Below are 15,858 nucleotides of genomic sequence, written 5' to 3'. Positions count from 1 at the left end.
ATTTTATGAATCAAAAATCTCTTTATAAACCAATTGTGCTAATTATTTTAGACGGCTGGGGCTTAACTCCTTCTTGGAGCGGTAATTTTATTGCTTCGGGACAGCCGAGAAATTTTAATTATTATTGGCGAAATTATCCCCATCAATCATTAAAATCATTAGCGATGGTCTCGAGTGATCGAGACACATACCCTGATTCTGAAATCTGCCATACTATAATTGGTGCGGGACGATTAGTTTTGCCGATTTCGGGGATTATCTCCAGCCAGATTAAAAGCGGTGAATTTTATCAAAACCAAATTTTGCACAAAATTGCTTTAAATATTTTTAATGCCAAAACAAATTTACATTTGGTGGGCATGATTACCAAAGCTCATTCGGTGGCTGAATTAACTCATTTACAGGCCTTACTTAATTATTTTAAAAATAAAGGGGTAAAAAACGTTTATTTGCACGGGATTTTGGATGGCGTTGACACCAATCACAATGCCGGCATTGGCACGATTGATTGGTTAGAAAAAACGCTGGAAAGCCAAAATTTGGGAAAAATTGCCACCTTAACTGGACGAGGCTGGATTGAGGATGGCGATGCTGATTTGCGACAAATTAGAATCTCGGCTCGAGCTCTTTTTGAAACAAATAAAATTCCGACTTCCCCCAATCCTCTGCAGGCGATTAAAAATTCTTATCAGAATCATGTTGGTGATGCTGATTTTTCGCCAACTTTAATGTTAAATTTTGATCCTGAATTGAGTCGCATCAAACCTGACGATTCGATCATATTTTTTAATTTTAATGGCCGAGATATTTCCGAATATATCAATATTATTTCTAATTATAATAAAAATATTTATACCCTGACTGATTATTCCCATCTCAAAACTCAACCGATTTTTACCACCCCCAAAGTTAGCCCTACCCTTAGCGAGGTGATTTCTAAAAATAATTTAAAAATTGCTAAAATCACGGAAAGCTACAAAGAAAAGAATTTAATATATGATTTTAACGGCTATTCACATTCAAAATTCACAGGTGAAGAAAATTTTATTCTCAAATCATACACCAGCCATGATATTAACAAATCACCACAATTAAGGTTATATGACGTTAAAAATATGGTAGTTTCTAAAATTGTGCAGGGCAATTTTAATCTAATTGTGACGAATTTACCAAATGTTGATATTTGCGGACATACCGGAAATTCCCAAGTTGTGGAAACGGCGGTTAAATATGTTGATATTGCAATTGCGGAAATTGTCGAAAAAACCCTTAGCGTGGGCGGTTGTGCGATTCTGACTGCTGATCATGGTTTAGCCGAAGAAATGGGCAAAATTAGCAGTTTTACCGGTCAATTAAAAAATTTTCATACCACTAATCCGGTGCCATTTATTTTAATTAATCCAGACAACCGCCTTGACCAACATAGTCTGATGCAACAAGTTGATCGAGGCTCAATAATCTCGGCAATGATGGGTTCTGATTATAATTTGGCCGATATTGCACCCACAATTTTAGAACTTTTAGGCTTAGCGATTCCGGCGGAAATGACCGGCAAAAGCCTGCTTTCTAGCCTAAATAAAAATTAAATCCCGATAAGGGTTCGAGCATAATTTTATTGAGTTTTGGTAATTTTTAAATCTCCACTCTGCGACCGGAGATTTTTATTTTTTTGAGGGCAATTAATTTGACAGCCTCGGCTAATATTTCATCTTCGCCTTGGTGAATTTTGGCTTGTAATGATTCAACGGTTTCGCCTTTTTCGATTTTAACCACCGCTTGCTGAATGATTGGTCCAGTATCAACGCCTTCATCGGTCACAAAATGAACTGTGCAGCCGGTAAATTGCACGCCATAGTCTAAAGCTTGTTTTTCGGCTTCCGTACCGGGAAATGCGGGACATAAGGCGGGATGAATATTGATAACTTTATTGGGAAATTTGGAGATTAGTTCGTCGTGAATTATCAAATCCCAGCCAGCCATAACAATTAGGTCTGGGTTTGATTTTTGTAATTTTTTAGCTAATTCGGTGTCAAAAGCGCAACGGTTATTATTGTTGATTTTGAAATCTGACCAGCGAAAATAAAAAGCCTCAATCCCCTGCTTTTTTGCCCACTCAATCCCGGGTGATTCTTTTTTATGTGAAATTACCGCCACGATTTCTGCAAGTCCTGATTTTTGGCAATTATTATAGAGGGCTTCTAACCTGCCACCACGGCCGATTAAAACCGCTAATTTTAATTTTTCCATTATTTTAATTCCTTACTAATATCAAAATTATACCATAATTCGAAATTTTTGCCAATAAAAAAAGCTCCTAGGTTATAGATTCAAGTTTTCCAGAAGCTTTTTTGTATATTCCGCCTCTCTGGCGGATCGCCGATGAGGCGATTTAATACTCTTCAAGTGTCGAGGTGTCGCCAACCGGTAAACCGAGTTCTTTGGCTTTTAAAACACGTCGCATAATTTTGCCTGAGCGGGTTTTTGGTAAAGTTTCGACAAATTCAATTTCTTTGGGGTAGGCGTGGCCGGCTAAATGTTTTTTGACATATTCTGAGAGTTCTGTTTTCAATTTTTCAGATGGGGTCACGCCTTGCCGCAATATACAAAAGGCTTTGATAATTTCGCCACGTTCTGGATCTGGCTTGCCGATGACGCCTGCTTCAATGACTTTGCCGGTGTCAATTAAGGCAGATTCGACTTCAAACGGACCAACTCTTTCGCCGGCAGTTTTAATGACATCGTCAGCACGACCAATAAACCAAAAATAACCGTCTTTGTCTTTGAAGGCACGGTCGCCGGTAATATACCACTCGACTCCCCGCTCGTGGCCAGCCAGCCCCTTCATAAAATAAGATTTAAATTTGCCGGGACGGCGCCAAATGGCTTTCATGAGCGACGGAAAAGCCGGCTTTAAAACTAAATTGCCTTCATGCAAATTTGGCAATTCCTTGCCATCATCCGACAAAATGGTGGCAAAGACGCCAGGAATTGGCTTGCCCATTGAACCTAAACGGATGTCCATGGTTGGGTAATTGGCAATGGAAATGCCGCCAATCTCGGTCTGCCACCAGTTATCATGAAATGGCAAACCAAAAGCTTTCATGCCCCATTTAATCGGTTCAGGATTTAAAGGTTCACCCACCGAAGCCATATAGCGCAAATGGGATAAATCATATTTTTTGACCAAATCAGTGCCAGATTTTGCCAACATGCGAATTGCGGTTGGCGCGGTATACCAAACTGTGACTTCATAATCCTGCAAAATCTGATACCAAGTTGCCGGATCAAATCTGCCATCATAAACCACTGACGAGGCACCAATTGACCAAACCCCTAAAATTTCATAAGCGATGCCGGTCACCCAGCCCGGATCAGCCGTGCACCAATAAATATCAGAATCATGAATGTCTAAAACCCACTTGGCGGTAAAATGTTCCTGTAAAATAGCTAAGTGCCTATGTACCACGCCTTTGGGTTTGCCAGTGGTGCCTGAAGTATAAAGCATAAAGGCGTAATCTTCGGGTTTCATTTCCACGACTTTAAACTCAACTGAGGCTGATTTCATTTCTTTTTGAAAGTCGACTTCGCCTTTTTTGAGTTTTTGGCCAGGTTTGACATCAGTTAAAAAGATTTTTTCTAAATTTGGAAGATCTTTTTTAATTTTGTAAACGCGTTTGACCATTTCGCTGGTGGTGATTAAAAATTTGGCGCCGGAATTTTGCAAACGGTCGCGTATCCCTTCGGGTCCAAAGGCCTGAAACATGGTGCCGGCAATGGCGCCAGTTTTAATCACTCCCAAAAAGCTAAAATAAAGTTCGGGATTTCTGGGTAAAAATAGGAAAACTCGTTCGCCTTTTTCGAGTCCATGATTTTTTAAGATATTAGCGACTTGGTTTGATAAATTCTGCATCTCCCAAAAAGTGAATTCCTTTTTGGTGCCGTCTTCGCCCATCCAGTAAAGTGCCACTTTGTTTTTACGTTCACCTTCGGCATGCCGGTCAATGGCATTGTAAGCAGCGTTGATTTTGTGGCCCGGAAACCAAGTTAGGGCTTTTTCAGCCTTCTTCCAATCCCAAGTTTGATGGGTCTTGTCATAATCTGGTAGATTTGGCTCAATTTTTAAGTCTTTTTTTGATTTTTTGATAGTCTCATAAGTAAATTTTTTAGACATTTTACCTCCTTTCTCCACAATATCAAACCGGAGCGGATTCGTCAAAGCTTCATTTTTAGCGGAATTCATGCTAATATTAAATTAATTATGAAAAAAACAGCCTTGGAAATTGTCAAAAAACTCAAAAATGCCGGACACGAAGTCTATTGGGTTGGCGGGTGCGTACGAGATATTGTCATGGGTAAAACTCCCCATGATTTTGATATTGTCACCTCGGCAAAACCCGACGAAGTCGAAAAACTATTTTCTAAAACCGTGGCGGTGGGGAAAAAATTTGGGGTGATTTTGGTGATCAAAAATAAACATCAATTTGAAGTCGCCACCTTTCGCACCGAAGCGGATTATCGTGATTCTCGCCGACCATCCCAAGTCTCCTGGGCAACCGCCGAAGAAGATGTTAAACGCCGAGATTTTACGGTTAATGCCCTTTTGTATGATCCTCTTTCAAATAAAGTAATCGATTGGGTTGACGGGCAAAAAGATATTAAGAATAAGATCTTGCGATTTATTGGCAATCCCGAAAAAAGAATTGGCGAAGATCATTTGCGAATCTTGCGCGCGGTTCGTTTTAAAAATGCTTTGGGTTTTAAATTTGATCCAGAAACCGAAAAAGCGCTTCGTAAAAATGCGAAATTGGTAATTTCGGTATCTGCCGAGAGAATTCGAGATGAATTGAATAAAATGCTCAAAAATCCTTCCAGAACTAAAAGTATTGAAGATTTGTCAAAATTAGAAATTTTAAATCATCTTTTGCCAGAGCTTGAAAACGGCAAAGGTTCAACACAGCCTAATAATTTTCATGCTGAAGGCGATGTTTGGATTCATACGATTTTATCATTGAAAAAAATTCCAGCCCAGGCAAAATTATCGGTGATTTGGGCAGTTTTACTGCATGATATTGGCAAACCGCAAACCTGGAAAATCCGCGAACACCCAAAATATGGCAAAAGAATCACTTTTTATGGCCATGTTAAATTATCAGCGCAAATGACAGAAAAGATTATGAAAAGGTTAAAATTTCCACGAAAATTTTCTGAAAAAGTGGTTTTTTTGGTACGCGAACATTTACGCCACAAAGATATTATGCAAATGAAATTGGCCAAACAAATCCGCTGGGCAAGGCATCCTTGGATTCACGACTTATTGGCGGTTTGGAAAGCTGATGGCCAAGGATCAATGCCTGAAGATTTAACCTTGTATAATTATTCTTTAAAATTATATCAGGCAGAATTGAAAAAACCACAACCACCTATTCCACTATTAAATGGTAATCAGATTATGAAAATTTTAAAAATTGAATCTGGCCCTGAGGTAGGAAAAATTATGGAAGCTTTAATGGATGCGCAGCTCGAAGAAAAAGTAAAAACTAAAGTTGAAGCGGAAAAATTTATTAAAAATATATAAATTTATTGATTTTTAGGTACAAATTGGGTAAAATTAGGAGGAGGGAAAATGATTTTTTCAAGCTGGGAAAGATTTAAAGGAAGCTTTTTTTACGCCTGGTCTGGTTTGTGGCGATCGCTAGTCACTGAACAAAATTTATGGATTATGCTGGTAGTCGGGATATTGGTAATGTTTTTAGCCTGGTATTATCAATTGGAATTTAATAAGGAATTAATTCTTTTGCTTTTTGTGACATCAACGATTGCGGCGGAAATCTTAAACACTTTAGTCGAATTTACCTTGGATCGTTTTCATCCCTCAAATGATTTAGACGTTAAAATTATTAAAGACATGATGGCCGGTTTTGTTTTATTGTGGTCTATCGTTTCACTGGTGGTAGGGATTATTATTTTTTGGCCACACCTTCGTTGAAAATTCGAAATCCGAATATCTAAATTCTAAACAATATCAAAATCCCAATATTCAAATTTTCAAAACCGATTTTAAACATTTAAAATTTTGATCATTAGAGTTTGTTTAGGATTTAGGATTTCGTGCTTAGGATTTTTACAAATTTGGGCCCATAGCTCAGCTGGCTAGAGCGCATGCATGGCATGCATGAGGCCGCCGGTTCGAATCCGGCTGGGTCCAAAAATTATTTTATTTTTTATAATTTGAAAATTCAACATTCAAAAATAGCCAAAGCGCTGGGCGTTTTAATTGATGATTTGATAAAATGGAATCATGCAACAAACTAAACAACTTCTAACAATTAAAGAAGCGAGTCATTGGGCAAGTGATTTCCTTAGGCGCGATATTAGCGAATCAAATATTTCGTATTTAGTTCAATACGGGAAAATAAAAAAACACAATAGCGGTGCTTCTATTTTTGTTAATCTAAACGATTTAAAAAATTATTATGATTCATATCGAGGAAAACAAGAGATTGATTGGAAAAAACGACTTGGTAATGACTTGAATTGGGCATTGTCCTTTGATCACCTCAAAGAAAAGGACACGACAAAGCACGTCCATCGTTTGCATCCGTACAAAGGCAAGTTTATTCCGCAACTTGTCCAATATTTTATTGACAACCATACTGACAATTTTAAAAAAGATGTTTATTTTAATTCAGGCGACATTGTTCTTGATCCGTTTTCCGGTTCAGGAACAACACTTGTACAAGCACATGAAATGGGAATAAATGCTATCGGTATTGATATATCTCGTTTTAATTGCATGATGACAGAAACAAAGTTGCTCGATTATGATTTTCCAGCTCTTGAGAGCGAAGTTGAAAAAATAAGACAAGCAATTACAAACTACGAGGCTGACATTAATCTTACTAGTTTTGAAAATGAGCTATTAATGCATATGACAAATTTCAATAATAAATACTTCCCAAGTCCAGAATTCAAATATAAGGTTCAAAGAAGACAAATAGATGAAAAAAAATACTCGACAGAGAAAGAAAAAGAATTTTTGAAAATTTATAACGGCCTCGTTAAGAAATATGGTATTGAATTAAATCATTTTTCCGCTAAAAACTTCTTAGACAAATGGTATATTAAAAATATACGCAAAGAAATTGATTTTGCATTTAAACAAATCAAGAAAGTAAAAGATGTCAGGAATAAAAAGATATTAGCGATAATTTTGAGTCGAACGATAAGGTCGTGCCGCGCAACGACACACTCGGATTTAGCTACCCTCAAAGAACCGCAAATAACAACTTATTATTGCTGGAAACACAAAAAGATCTGTAAGCCTCTTTTCTCAGTAAAGGAGTGGTTCGATCGATATGCAGTTGATACTGTATATCGACTCAGAACCTTCACAAAGCTAAAGACAAACGCACATTATACCATACTTCCTGCAGACTCTCGGACGGTGGATATTTTTGAAGAAGTAAAAAAAAGAAACAAAAAATTCTACGAGGTTTTAAAGAAGAAAAAAATCAATGGCATTTTTACTTCACCACCCTATGTTGGTCAAATTGATTATCACGAGCAACATGCTTATGCATACGATCTTTTCGGATTTGAACGCAGAGATGAGCTTGAGATAGGACCGCTTTATAAAGGTCAGAGTACGGAAGCGCGCGCATCTTATGTTGAGGGAATTTCAAGAGTTCTGCTTAATTGTAGAAAATTTTTAGCTAATGATTTTGATGTATTCATCGTTGCAAACGATAAATACAATCTTTATTCTACAATTGCCGATCGAGTTGGAATGAAAATTATAAACCAATTTAAACGACCAGTATTAAATAGAACCGAACGGGACAAGTCTCCTTATTCGGAAATAATTTTTCACTTAAAAAAGGAAAAATAATATGGCACTCACAACTCAACAAAGCAAACAGATTAAGGAGTATTTAGTAAGTAAAATCCGCCAAAAGTTGGCGACTTATGATCCGGAGACAAATTCAATGCCATTTCATTTTCGTTTACTCGGCAAAGATAGAATGGCGTTATTCTCTTTTATTCAATCAGTAAACACAATACTTGGAACATCAATTTTTGAGCAGGTTGGTAAAATAATCGCCGAGCCAAAAGCCAAACAAGCAATAGGACAATATAAAGGATTTGAAGGATATATCAGTAGCGAAGCCGTTTTGAAAATTGATAGTATAATGCGTGAATTACGTCTTGCTTCACGAACGCCTGATAAGGATAAAGAAACGAAAGAAGTATTGGCCGTAGCCGGCAAAGGCGAAATGGGAAAAAAACTTAAAAAGCGCGTTGACCTTTTTATAGAAATGAAAGACGAAACAGAGTATTATTTTGAACTAAAAAGCGCAAAACCAAACATGAACGAATTTACCGGCATTAAAAAGCAAATGCTAGATTGGATTACGATGCGCGGTAGTGAAAACCCAAAAGCAAAAATTAAAACAATCGTTGCTATTCCATATAATCCTTACGAACCAAAACCATATGAGCGTTGGACATTGCAAGGACTTTTTGACTTGAAAGAAGAAGTTTTGGTTGGGGTTGAATTTTGGGATTTACTTGGCGGTAAAAATACTTATGAAGATTTATTAAAAGTTTTTGAGGAAGTAGGTTCAGAACTTTATAATGAGATAGATAAAAAGATGAAGGGTTTAAATAATAAGATATGAAAAAATACTTAACTGAAGAATTTAAAATAAAAAAAACTAGCCGACAATTATATTAAAGTTTTCAATAATAAAATAGATTTATTTTCGAAACACATGTGTTATAAATAATTTTTTACCTAAGGATATATTATTCATGAAAAGTTTTGGAATTATTATATTAATTGCGATTATTGCGGTTTTTGCATATTTTGGACTCAAAGGGTCTGGCGCAAAATCAAATACTAATAATAACACCGACACAAATACCGCTGATAATAATATTAAAAAGGAGACTGGGATGAAATTAGAATTTCCTGGAATTTTAGCAGAAGATAAAATTAATAACAAAAAAGCCGTTTTAGAAACTGGCAAGGGCAAAATTGAATTTGAATTATATGCAGATTCTGCGCCAAAAACGGTCAGTAATTTTGTATATTTAGCTGAAAAAGGGTTCTATGATGGTTTAACTTTTCATCGTGTAGTACCTGGTTTTGTGATTCAGGGCGGAGATCCCGAGGGAACCGGATCGGGTGGCCCGGGATATCAATTTGAGGATGAGAAAGTTCAAGGAGATTATAAAGCTGGCACAGTGGCGATGGCTAATTCTGGTCCAGACACCAACGGCTCGCAATTTTTTATTTGTTTAGATGATCAACCAACCCTGCCAAAACAATATAATTTATTCGGACAAGTTACTGTCGGAATGGATGTAGTGAAAAATATCGCAGTTGGCGACAAAATTAATTCAATAAAAATCGAAAATATTAAATAGGACTAAATTTTTTAAAGGAGGAGTAAATGCCGGAAAATAGCCAACCCCAAAAAACTCAAAAAAATGTGCTTGAATTTTTAAAATTTGCCTTAGTTGCCCTTTCATCGTTGGTAATTGATTTTGCGGTTTTAAATCTATTGGTGATAGTTTTTCATACGAATGTTTACCTTGCCACCTCAATTTCCTTTATCGTGGCGGCCACGAATGCTTATATTTGGAATCGGATTTGGACTTTCAAAAGTAAAGGCAATAAAGCGACTGAATACACTCAATTTTTTATTGTCCGCGGCACGGGTTTTGGTTTAAATTTATTGGCGATGTTTGTTTTTATTCAATATGCCCATTTATGGTTCAATTATGCAAAAATTATTTCGCTAATATTGGTTTTTATTTGGAACTATATCTGGAGTAAATTCTGGGTCTTTAAGCAAAAGAGCAAAATCCAAACTCAATCATAACCTCCTAAAATTTAATTTATTGAAATTTTGCCAATTTTAATTGCGAAATTTGATTTTTTTTGATAAAATTTACTCAAAAGGAATAATTTATGACAGATTATAATCCTCAAAAAATTGAATCCAGGTGGCAAAAAGTTTGGGCCAAGAATAATTTAAATCAGGCCGTGGATTTTTCTAAAAAGCCCAAATTTTATTGTTTGGATATGTTCCCTTATCCATCTGGGGAAGGTTTGCATGTGGGGCATTGGCGAGGCTATGTTTTGTCTGACATTTGGACGCGCTATCAAATTTTAAAAGGTAAAAATATTTTGCATCCGATGGGCTTTGATGCTTTTGGCTTGCCGGCGGAAAATGCGGCGATTAAAAAAAATTCTCATCCGGCGGAATTTACTGAGACTGCGATTTCTAAATTTAAAGAACAATTGGCACAAATTGGTTCATTATATGATTGGGAACGAGAAATTAATACCTCAAGCCCTGATTATTATCGCTGGACGCAGTGGTTATTTTTGCAATTATATAAACAGGGTTTGGCATATCGCAAAAAAGCCTTGGTTAATTTTTGTCCATCTTGCCACACGGTTTTGGCTAATGAACAGGTGGTGGCAAGTGAATGCGAACGTTGCGGTTCAAAAGTGGTCAAAAAAGATTTAAAACAATGGTTTTTTAAGATTACTAAATATGCCGATCGGTTATTAGCGGATTTGGGAAAAATTGATTGGCCAGCACGAACTAAGATCTTGCAAAAAAATTGGATTGGACGCTCTGAGGGAGTAACGATTAAATTCGAAATTCGAAATTCGAAATTCGAAACAAATCCTAAATCTCAAATATTAAATTCGAAACATTTTATTGAGGTGTTTACCACCAGACCCGACACTTTATTTGGCGCCACTTATTTAGTTTTGGCCCCAGAACACGAAATGGTGGCTAAAATTACTACTCCTAAACAAAAAAAGACGGTGGCGGAATACGTGGAAAAGGCCGGAAAATATTCGGAAATAGCAAGAACTTCTACGACTCGTGAAAAAACTGGCGTTTTCACGGGTGCATACGCGGTTAATCCGGTAAATGGCGAGAAAATCCCGGTTTGGGTCGCGGATTATGTTTTGCGAGATTATGCGACAGGTGCAATTATGTGTGTGCCAGCTCATGACCAGCGCGATTTTGAATTTGCTAAGAAATACGATTTACCGATAAAAGATGTCATTATCCCCCATCGAATTGATTCTAAAAATCCACCCAAAGACGGAAAAGAAATTGCCAAAAGAAATTCAGTCCATGCCATAGTTTTCAATCCAAAAACTAAAAAATACCTCTGTTTGAATTGGAAAAAACAACCCTGGATCGCTTTTGTGGTTGGCGGCGCAAAAGATGGCGAAGATTTAGTAGGGGCAGCCAAAAGAGAAATTAAAGAAGAAACCGGTTTTGTGAATGTTAAATTCACTCGATTTTTAGGCGGTCTGGTTTTTTCCGAATATTATGCCGCTCACAAAAATGTCAATCGGCAGGCGATGACGAATGCTTTGTATTTTGAATTGATTGATGACGAGCGCGTACCAGTTTCTGCGGAAGAAAAAGAAAAACACGAGATTGAATGGTTATCTCGCGAGCAAATTACTCCAGCCAGAATGACTTGTGCAGAATTAGATTTGTGGTTTGACCGAATTGATCATGAAAATTTGGCTTATGAGGAGACGGGAATTTTGATAAATTCGGGTGAATTTGATGGCTTGGATTCTAATGAAGCAAAAATTAAGATTACAAGCTCGTTGGCGAAAAAGGGCGAAGCTAAAAAAACCACCACTTATCATTTACGAGACTGGTTGGTTTCGAGGCAGCGCTATTGGGGTGCCCCTATACCTATTATATATTGCAATAAGTGCGGTGAGATGGCTGTACCTGAAAATGAGCTGCCAGTGGTGTTGCCAAAAGAGATTGAATTTAAACCGACTGGCGGTTCTCCATTAAAACACGATAAAGAATTTTTAGAAACCAAATGTCCAAAATGCGGCGGCGAAGCTGTACGAGAAACCGATACTTTAGATACATTTGTTTGTTCATCTTGGTATTATTTAAGATACGCGGATGCGAAAAACTCTGAAAAAGCTTTTGATGAGGAAAAAACCGAGTTTTGGTTGCCGGTTGATTTATATATTGGTGGTATTGAACACGCCACGATGCATTTATTATACGCGAGATTTATTTGTAAATTTTTACACGATTTCAAATTAACTAATTTTGATCCAGATGGCGAACCATTTCGCAAATTATTTAACATTGGCATGATTTATTATCAAGGTGCAAAAATGTCCAAATCCAAAGGCAATATTGTTTCGCCAGATGAATTGGTGGCAAAATATGGCACCGATGCTTTACGCGGCTATGAAATGTTTATCGGTCCGGCTGATGAGGATTCGGAATGGATGGATTCTGGCATCTTGGGTATTTTTAGGTTTTTGAAAAAAGTCTGGGGGACAAAATTTGGTCAAAATGAAACACCACTGCTACATCATGCGATTAAAAAAGTGACAGAAGATTTAGAAAATTTTCGATTAAATACCGCAATTTCGGCAATGATGGAATATTTTAATCACGAAAAAAAGCCTGGTGAAAAAATCCTGATTTTAATGGCACCGATATTTCCGCATTTGGCTGAAGAGTTATGGCAAAAATTAGGACATAAAAATCCCATTTTCGAAGAACAATGGCCTGAGTTTAATGAGAAATTAGTCAAACTTAAAGATATTTTGGTAGTAGTGCAAATTAATGGCAAAGTTCGAGATAAATTAACAGTGGTCAATGGAATTTCGGAAAAAGAAATAATTGAACTGGCGAAAAAATCTAAAAATATTTTGGCGTTATTGGCTGATAAAAAAATAAAAAAAACGATCTGGGTCCCAAACCGTTTAATAAATTTTGTGATCTAATTAAATTTTATAGTGCGCTAGAATAAATTTAGTAAAATAAAGCTAATTCCCTTGACAGAGGGAGCTTTTTTTGATATAATATAGGAATTCGAGGCTTACTCTCAGATTTCTCAGATTCCAAGTGCCTCAGGCACTTTAACATAGCTCTCGACCGATCCTGATTAAACCCTTTGTGGGTGTATTGGGACGGTTTTAGGCACGATGACCACCAGAGAGGTCACCGCTGCCGGATAGGAGGTGACGGCGATGAACCGTCACAAGTTCGTTCTCTGGGTCGCCGCTTGCCTCCTGGCAGCGGTGGCCTCGTTGCAAGTTGCAAGGGCCGAAGGTGACGCCCGGGACGTAAAAGTCCTTGGGCGCACTGATCAGCCCAACCAGCCGACCATCCCAGTGGAGATTCCAGTGGAGCAACCGGAGGTCAATTCGACTCCGGAAACTCTAGCGCCTCCGGTCTCACCGGACACAACACCACCCCCAGTGGTGGTGTCAACTGGCGGACTTGCCGGACCTCCGGGTCCGCAGGGAATCCCGGGGCCTGCCGTTAAGGACGGGGCGCCTGGTCTAAACGGCCAAAACGGTGCTCCTGGTCCTGCTGGCAAAGATGGCGTACCTGGACCTTCGGGTCTGGGACGTCGCGGTTCGCGCGGACCTCGCGGACCAGCCGGACAAGATGGCCTATCGCGCCACGTGGTCATTGAGACCATCGCGGAATGGGCTATCAAATCCGGCGTCGTCTCAAAGTCGTTTGTCGAGGCACGAGACCGTCAGGTCCTCGCATCCAAGACAATGACTGGTCCGTCCGCACCCGATGGGCAAGGAGACAGCCCTTGGCTACTCGTTGCCATCGTAGCCCTGATTTTCGTAATCTTGGGCTGCGCGTACATCGGCATCCGGGAATACCTCAGGAGGTTATGGTAATGACCACACTCGTAACGGTATTGTCCGTCGTCGCAGCAGGAGTCGTTGCCTGGCTCCTGTGGCTTCTGTTCTGGTCCGGTCGCAGGATTACCAATATCTTGCGGGGTTGGTTCCTGGGAATCCCCATTCGGGAAGCGCGAGCTGCTTCGAGGGTGATCCTCCCGCCTCCGCTCCGGACGTTCAAGCTTGTCCGGAACTTGACTCGGACTCCCGCCGGCTCAGGCTGGCAGGAGAATGTCGAGTCCGGTGTCGGGGACTATCTCCGGTGGCGCCTCGATTGGCAGAACTCCGGGTATACCCCGACCCGTGCGGATGAGGTTCGCGGCACCGACAATCTACATGGTGACGCGACCTTGGTGGCCGGTTCCGGTCTGCTTAACATCGGCCGGGACGGCGAAGACATCCCCATTTCGGACGAGCAACTTGCTCGACTCTTTGGTGGGGATGCCTCCTTGTCTGACTTTGGGGTCACCGAGATCCCGGCCCGGAATTCTGTGTACATCAGATACACCACCCGGGTCACCAATCGGACTCGGTTCGCCGCTGGCGCGACTGTTGGTCCCACCGCCGACACTACACCAACGCCACCAACCCCCGCACCTCCAGCCCCGTCAACTCCAACACTTGAACCGATTCCGCCCGTACCCGATGACTAATGATTCGACTTCGGTCGGATCTGACAATTTACCCAAGGGTGGGTAGAATTTCAAAGCTTGATAGCTTTCAGCTATCAACCCGAGATTTTCTGCCCACCCTGTTCGTTTTTTATGAGCCTAAATTATTTTCTGAGATTTTATTCCTATAACTCTTGACAAATAAATTATTATTTGCTATAATATACGCATATGTTGTAATGGTATTATTTCAGCTTCACGCTGTTTGCCAGATCAACTCGGTTCCTTCACAACTTGACTTAATCGCAACTTGTACATCCAAGGTCTGGAAAAGTCTCGAGTTAGATTTGTCGTACTAACTCGTTTACATACTCGACGTGATCATGCTCCAAGGTTACAAACCCTCGCGCTTAAGCGGAGGGAATATAGCACCACTGGAGGTTCAATAATGTCTTTGACTCTCGCTGATCTTTCGACTGCCCTTCAGGGGGCACAGACTCTGACGGAGTTCTGTCAGGTCTGCGATGAGAACACCGACGGCGTCGCCAAGCTCCGCGCCGCCAACGACGGTTGGGCTTCGTGGTTCGATCTTCGCGAAACGAAGCTCATTGCCGCCGAAGAGGTGATCCCTCCTGCTCCTGTAGAGGAGGAGATCCCTCCGGCACCGAGCGACGAGGGTGGGTCCGAGGCCGAGATGGCCCCCACCCCCGAAACCGCGCCTGCGGCTGAAGCGACACCCGTCGCTGAGTCTGCAGAGCCCGCGGCCGAGACACAGACCGAGACCGCAGACGACGTCTGCGCCGACACGGACGCAGCGACGGCATCGGCCACACAGGCTGAGCTGCCGTCTCGCGAGTTCGAACCCTCCTATGCGTGGGAGGGACAGACCGTCGCTGCGATGAGCCACGACGAGTTCGAGACGTGCCTCGCCGAACTTCTCGGCGTTGCCAGCGAGGTCTTCCAGGGCAACGAGACTGCCGCCAGACAGTCCGTCGAGAAGTTCATCTCCAAGGCCGAAGCCGACGGCTTCCCCGTCGAGCTTGAACGTGCCCACTCGTATTTCGCTCAGGGCGCGCAATGGCAGGAGACATGGAACGAGGTCGCAACGGCGCTCAAGAACGCCGGTATGTACCTGCGTTCGCGTGAGCGCGGGGAGGGTCTCGTGGCCGCGGTACAGGACCGCATGAACGGTACTGGTCTTCGGCTGATCATCGCCAAGGCTGATCACCGCGAGTACGGCGATGTGGGTCCCTACCTGGAACAGACCACTACTCAGGCCGCACCGGCCTCCACTTCCCGCCCCACTTCCCGCCGCGATGCCAAGCGCAACGCCGAGAACGGCAAGGAGATTCGCCGTGCCGCTCGGCAGAACAAACCCACCCGCACCCGCAACAGCTTCCTCCGCGAGGGGTAGCCCAACCTGGGGCACACCCCACCCACCAACACCCCCGTTCTAACCTAAACTACTAACATCAGGCTCCCCAAGAGCTTGATGTCCAGAAGGCTGAC

12 protein-coding genes and 1 tRNA gene are annotated in these 15,858 nt (G+C 40.9%); 10 read left to right on the top strand and 3 right to left on the bottom strand.

The features are described 5' to 3' along the window. The first annotated feature begins 5 nt into the window (after positions 1-5). On the top strand, positions 6-1,586 hold the full coding sequence (locus VJJ80_03380) for a hypothetical protein (GenBank protein ID HLC39132.1): 1,581 nt from the start codon (positions 6-8) through the stop codon (positions 1,584-1,586). 46 nt (positions 1,587-1,632) lie between these two features. On the opposite strand, the gene purN is transcribed toward VJJ80_03380, so the two are convergent. Beyond that, entirely contained in the window at positions 1,633-2,247 is a 615-nt protein-coding gene (gene purN / locus VJJ80_03375; GenBank protein ID HLC39131.1) for a phosphoribosylglycinamide formyltransferase, read from the bottom strand. A gap of 142 nt (positions 2,248-2,389) precedes the next feature. Next, entirely contained in the window at positions 2,390-4,171 is a 1,782-nt protein-coding gene (gene acsA / locus VJJ80_03370) for an acetate--CoA ligase (GenBank protein ID HLC39130.1), read from the bottom strand. An 87-nt stretch (positions 4,172-4,258) separates the two neighbouring features. Here acsA and VJJ80_03365 point away from each other — a divergent pair, with 87 nt between their 5' ends. From VJJ80_03365 to VJJ80_03330, 8 genes are all read left to right on the top strand, one after another. After that, positions 4,259-5,575: a CCA tRNA nucleotidyltransferase gene (locus VJJ80_03365; protein HLC39129.1), complete on the top strand. Its 1,317-nt coding sequence runs from the start codon at positions 4,259-4,261 to the stop codon at positions 5,573-5,575. 48 nt (positions 5,576-5,623) lie between these two features. Continuing rightward, positions 5,624-5,986: a diacylglycerol kinase family protein gene (locus VJJ80_03360; protein ID HLC39128.1), complete on the top strand. Its 363-nt coding sequence runs from the start codon at positions 5,624-5,626 to the stop codon at positions 5,984-5,986. Between the two features lie 145 nt (positions 5,987-6,131). Then, positions 6,132-6,205 (top strand) — tRNA-Ala (locus VJJ80_03355). Between the two features lie 93 nt (positions 6,206-6,298). Further along, a complete protein-coding gene (locus VJJ80_03350; protein ID HLC39127.1) occupies positions 6,299-7,888 on the top strand; it encodes a DNA methyltransferase in 1,590 nt (529 codons plus the stop codon). Between the two features lies 1 nt (position 7,889). Next, positions 7,890-8,678, top strand: coding sequence for a TdeIII family type II restriction endonuclease (locus VJJ80_03345; protein ID HLC39126.1), 789 nt, complete (start codon positions 7,890-7,892; stop codon positions 8,676-8,678). Positions 8,679-8,811: 133 nt separating this feature from the next. After that, complete coding sequence (locus VJJ80_03340; protein ID HLC39125.1) at positions 8,812-9,429, top strand: peptidylprolyl isomerase; 618 nt, start codon at positions 8,812-8,814, stop codon at positions 9,427-9,429. 26 nt (positions 9,430-9,455) lie between these two features. Then, entirely contained in the window at positions 9,456-9,887 is a 432-nt protein-coding gene (locus VJJ80_03335; protein ID HLC39124.1) for a GtrA family protein, read from the top strand. An 89-nt stretch (positions 9,888-9,976) separates the two neighbouring features. Then, positions 9,977-12,817 (top strand): class I tRNA ligase family protein, encoded by a 2,841-nt coding sequence (locus tag VJJ80_03330; protein ID HLC39123.1) that lies wholly within the window; start codon positions 9,977-9,979, stop codon positions 12,815-12,817. Between the two features lie 365 nt (positions 12,818-13,182). Here the strand turns inward: VJJ80_03330 and VJJ80_03325 are convergent, their stop codons facing one another. Beyond that, positions 13,183-13,512: a hypothetical protein gene (locus VJJ80_03325; GenBank protein ID HLC39122.1), complete on the bottom strand. Its 330-nt coding sequence runs from the start codon at positions 13,510-13,512 to the stop codon at positions 13,183-13,185. Positions 13,513-14,797: 1,285 nt separating this feature from the next. Between VJJ80_03325 and VJJ80_03320 the strand changes: the two genes are divergently transcribed. Beyond that, positions 14,798-15,763: a hypothetical protein gene (locus tag VJJ80_03320; GenBank protein ID HLC39121.1), complete on the top strand. Its 966-nt coding sequence runs from the start codon at positions 14,798-14,800 to the stop codon at positions 15,761-15,763. The last annotated feature ends 95 nt before the right edge of the window (positions 15,764-15,858 follow it).

It is taken from the genome of Patescibacteria group bacterium (genome assembly GCA_035288465.1).
In the GTDB taxonomy this organism is placed as follows: Bacteria; Patescibacteriota; UBA1384; order DATEAH01; family DATEAH01; genus DATEAH01.
The sequence above is the reverse complement of the archived record's forward strand: the minus strand, read 5'-3'. Positions and strand labels throughout refer to the sequence as shown.

What these genes read in the sequence shown, in the direction of transcription:
- VJJ80_03325 (HLC39122.1), bottom strand. Translation starts at nt 13,512, where the DNA reads ATGACCACGTGGCGCGATAGGCCATCTTGTCCGGCTGGTCCGCGAGGT.
- VJJ80_03345 (HLC39126.1), top strand. Translation starts at nt 7,890, where the DNA reads ATGGCACTCACAACTCAACAAAGCAAACAGATTAAGGAGTATTTAGTA.
- VJJ80_03380 (HLC39132.1), top strand. Translation starts at nt 6, where the DNA reads ATGAATCAAAAATCTCTTTATAAACCAATTGTGCTAATTATTTTAGAC.
- VJJ80_03320 (HLC39121.1), top strand. Translation starts at nt 14,798, where the DNA reads ATGTCTTTGACTCTCGCTGATCTTTCGACTGCCCTTCAGGGGGCACAG.
- VJJ80_03340 (HLC39125.1), top strand. Translation starts at nt 8,812, where the DNA reads ATGAAAAGTTTTGGAATTATTATATTAATTGCGATTATTGCGGTTTTT.
- VJJ80_03350 (HLC39127.1), top strand. Translation starts at nt 6,299, where the DNA reads ATGCAACAAACTAAACAACTTCTAACAATTAAAGAAGCGAGTCATTGG.
- purN (HLC39131.1), bottom strand. Translation starts at nt 2,247, where the DNA reads ATGGAAAAATTAAAATTAGCGGTTTTAATCGGCCGTGGTGGCAGGTTA.
- VJJ80_03330 (HLC39123.1), top strand. Translation starts at nt 9,977, where the DNA reads ATGACAGATTATAATCCTCAAAAAATTGAATCCAGGTGGCAAAAAGTT.
- VJJ80_03360 (HLC39128.1), top strand. Translation starts at nt 5,624, where the DNA reads ATGATTTTTTCAAGCTGGGAAAGATTTAAAGGAAGCTTTTTTTACGCC.
- VJJ80_03335 (HLC39124.1), top strand. Translation starts at nt 9,456, where the DNA reads ATGCCGGAAAATAGCCAACCCCAAAAAACTCAAAAAAATGTGCTTGAA.
- acsA (HLC39130.1), bottom strand. Translation starts at nt 4,171, where the DNA reads ATGTCTAAAAAATTTACTTATGAGACTATCAAAAAATCAAAAAAAGAC.
- VJJ80_03365 (HLC39129.1), top strand. Translation starts at nt 4,259, where the DNA reads ATGAAAAAAACAGCCTTGGAAATTGTCAAAAAACTCAAAAATGCCGGA.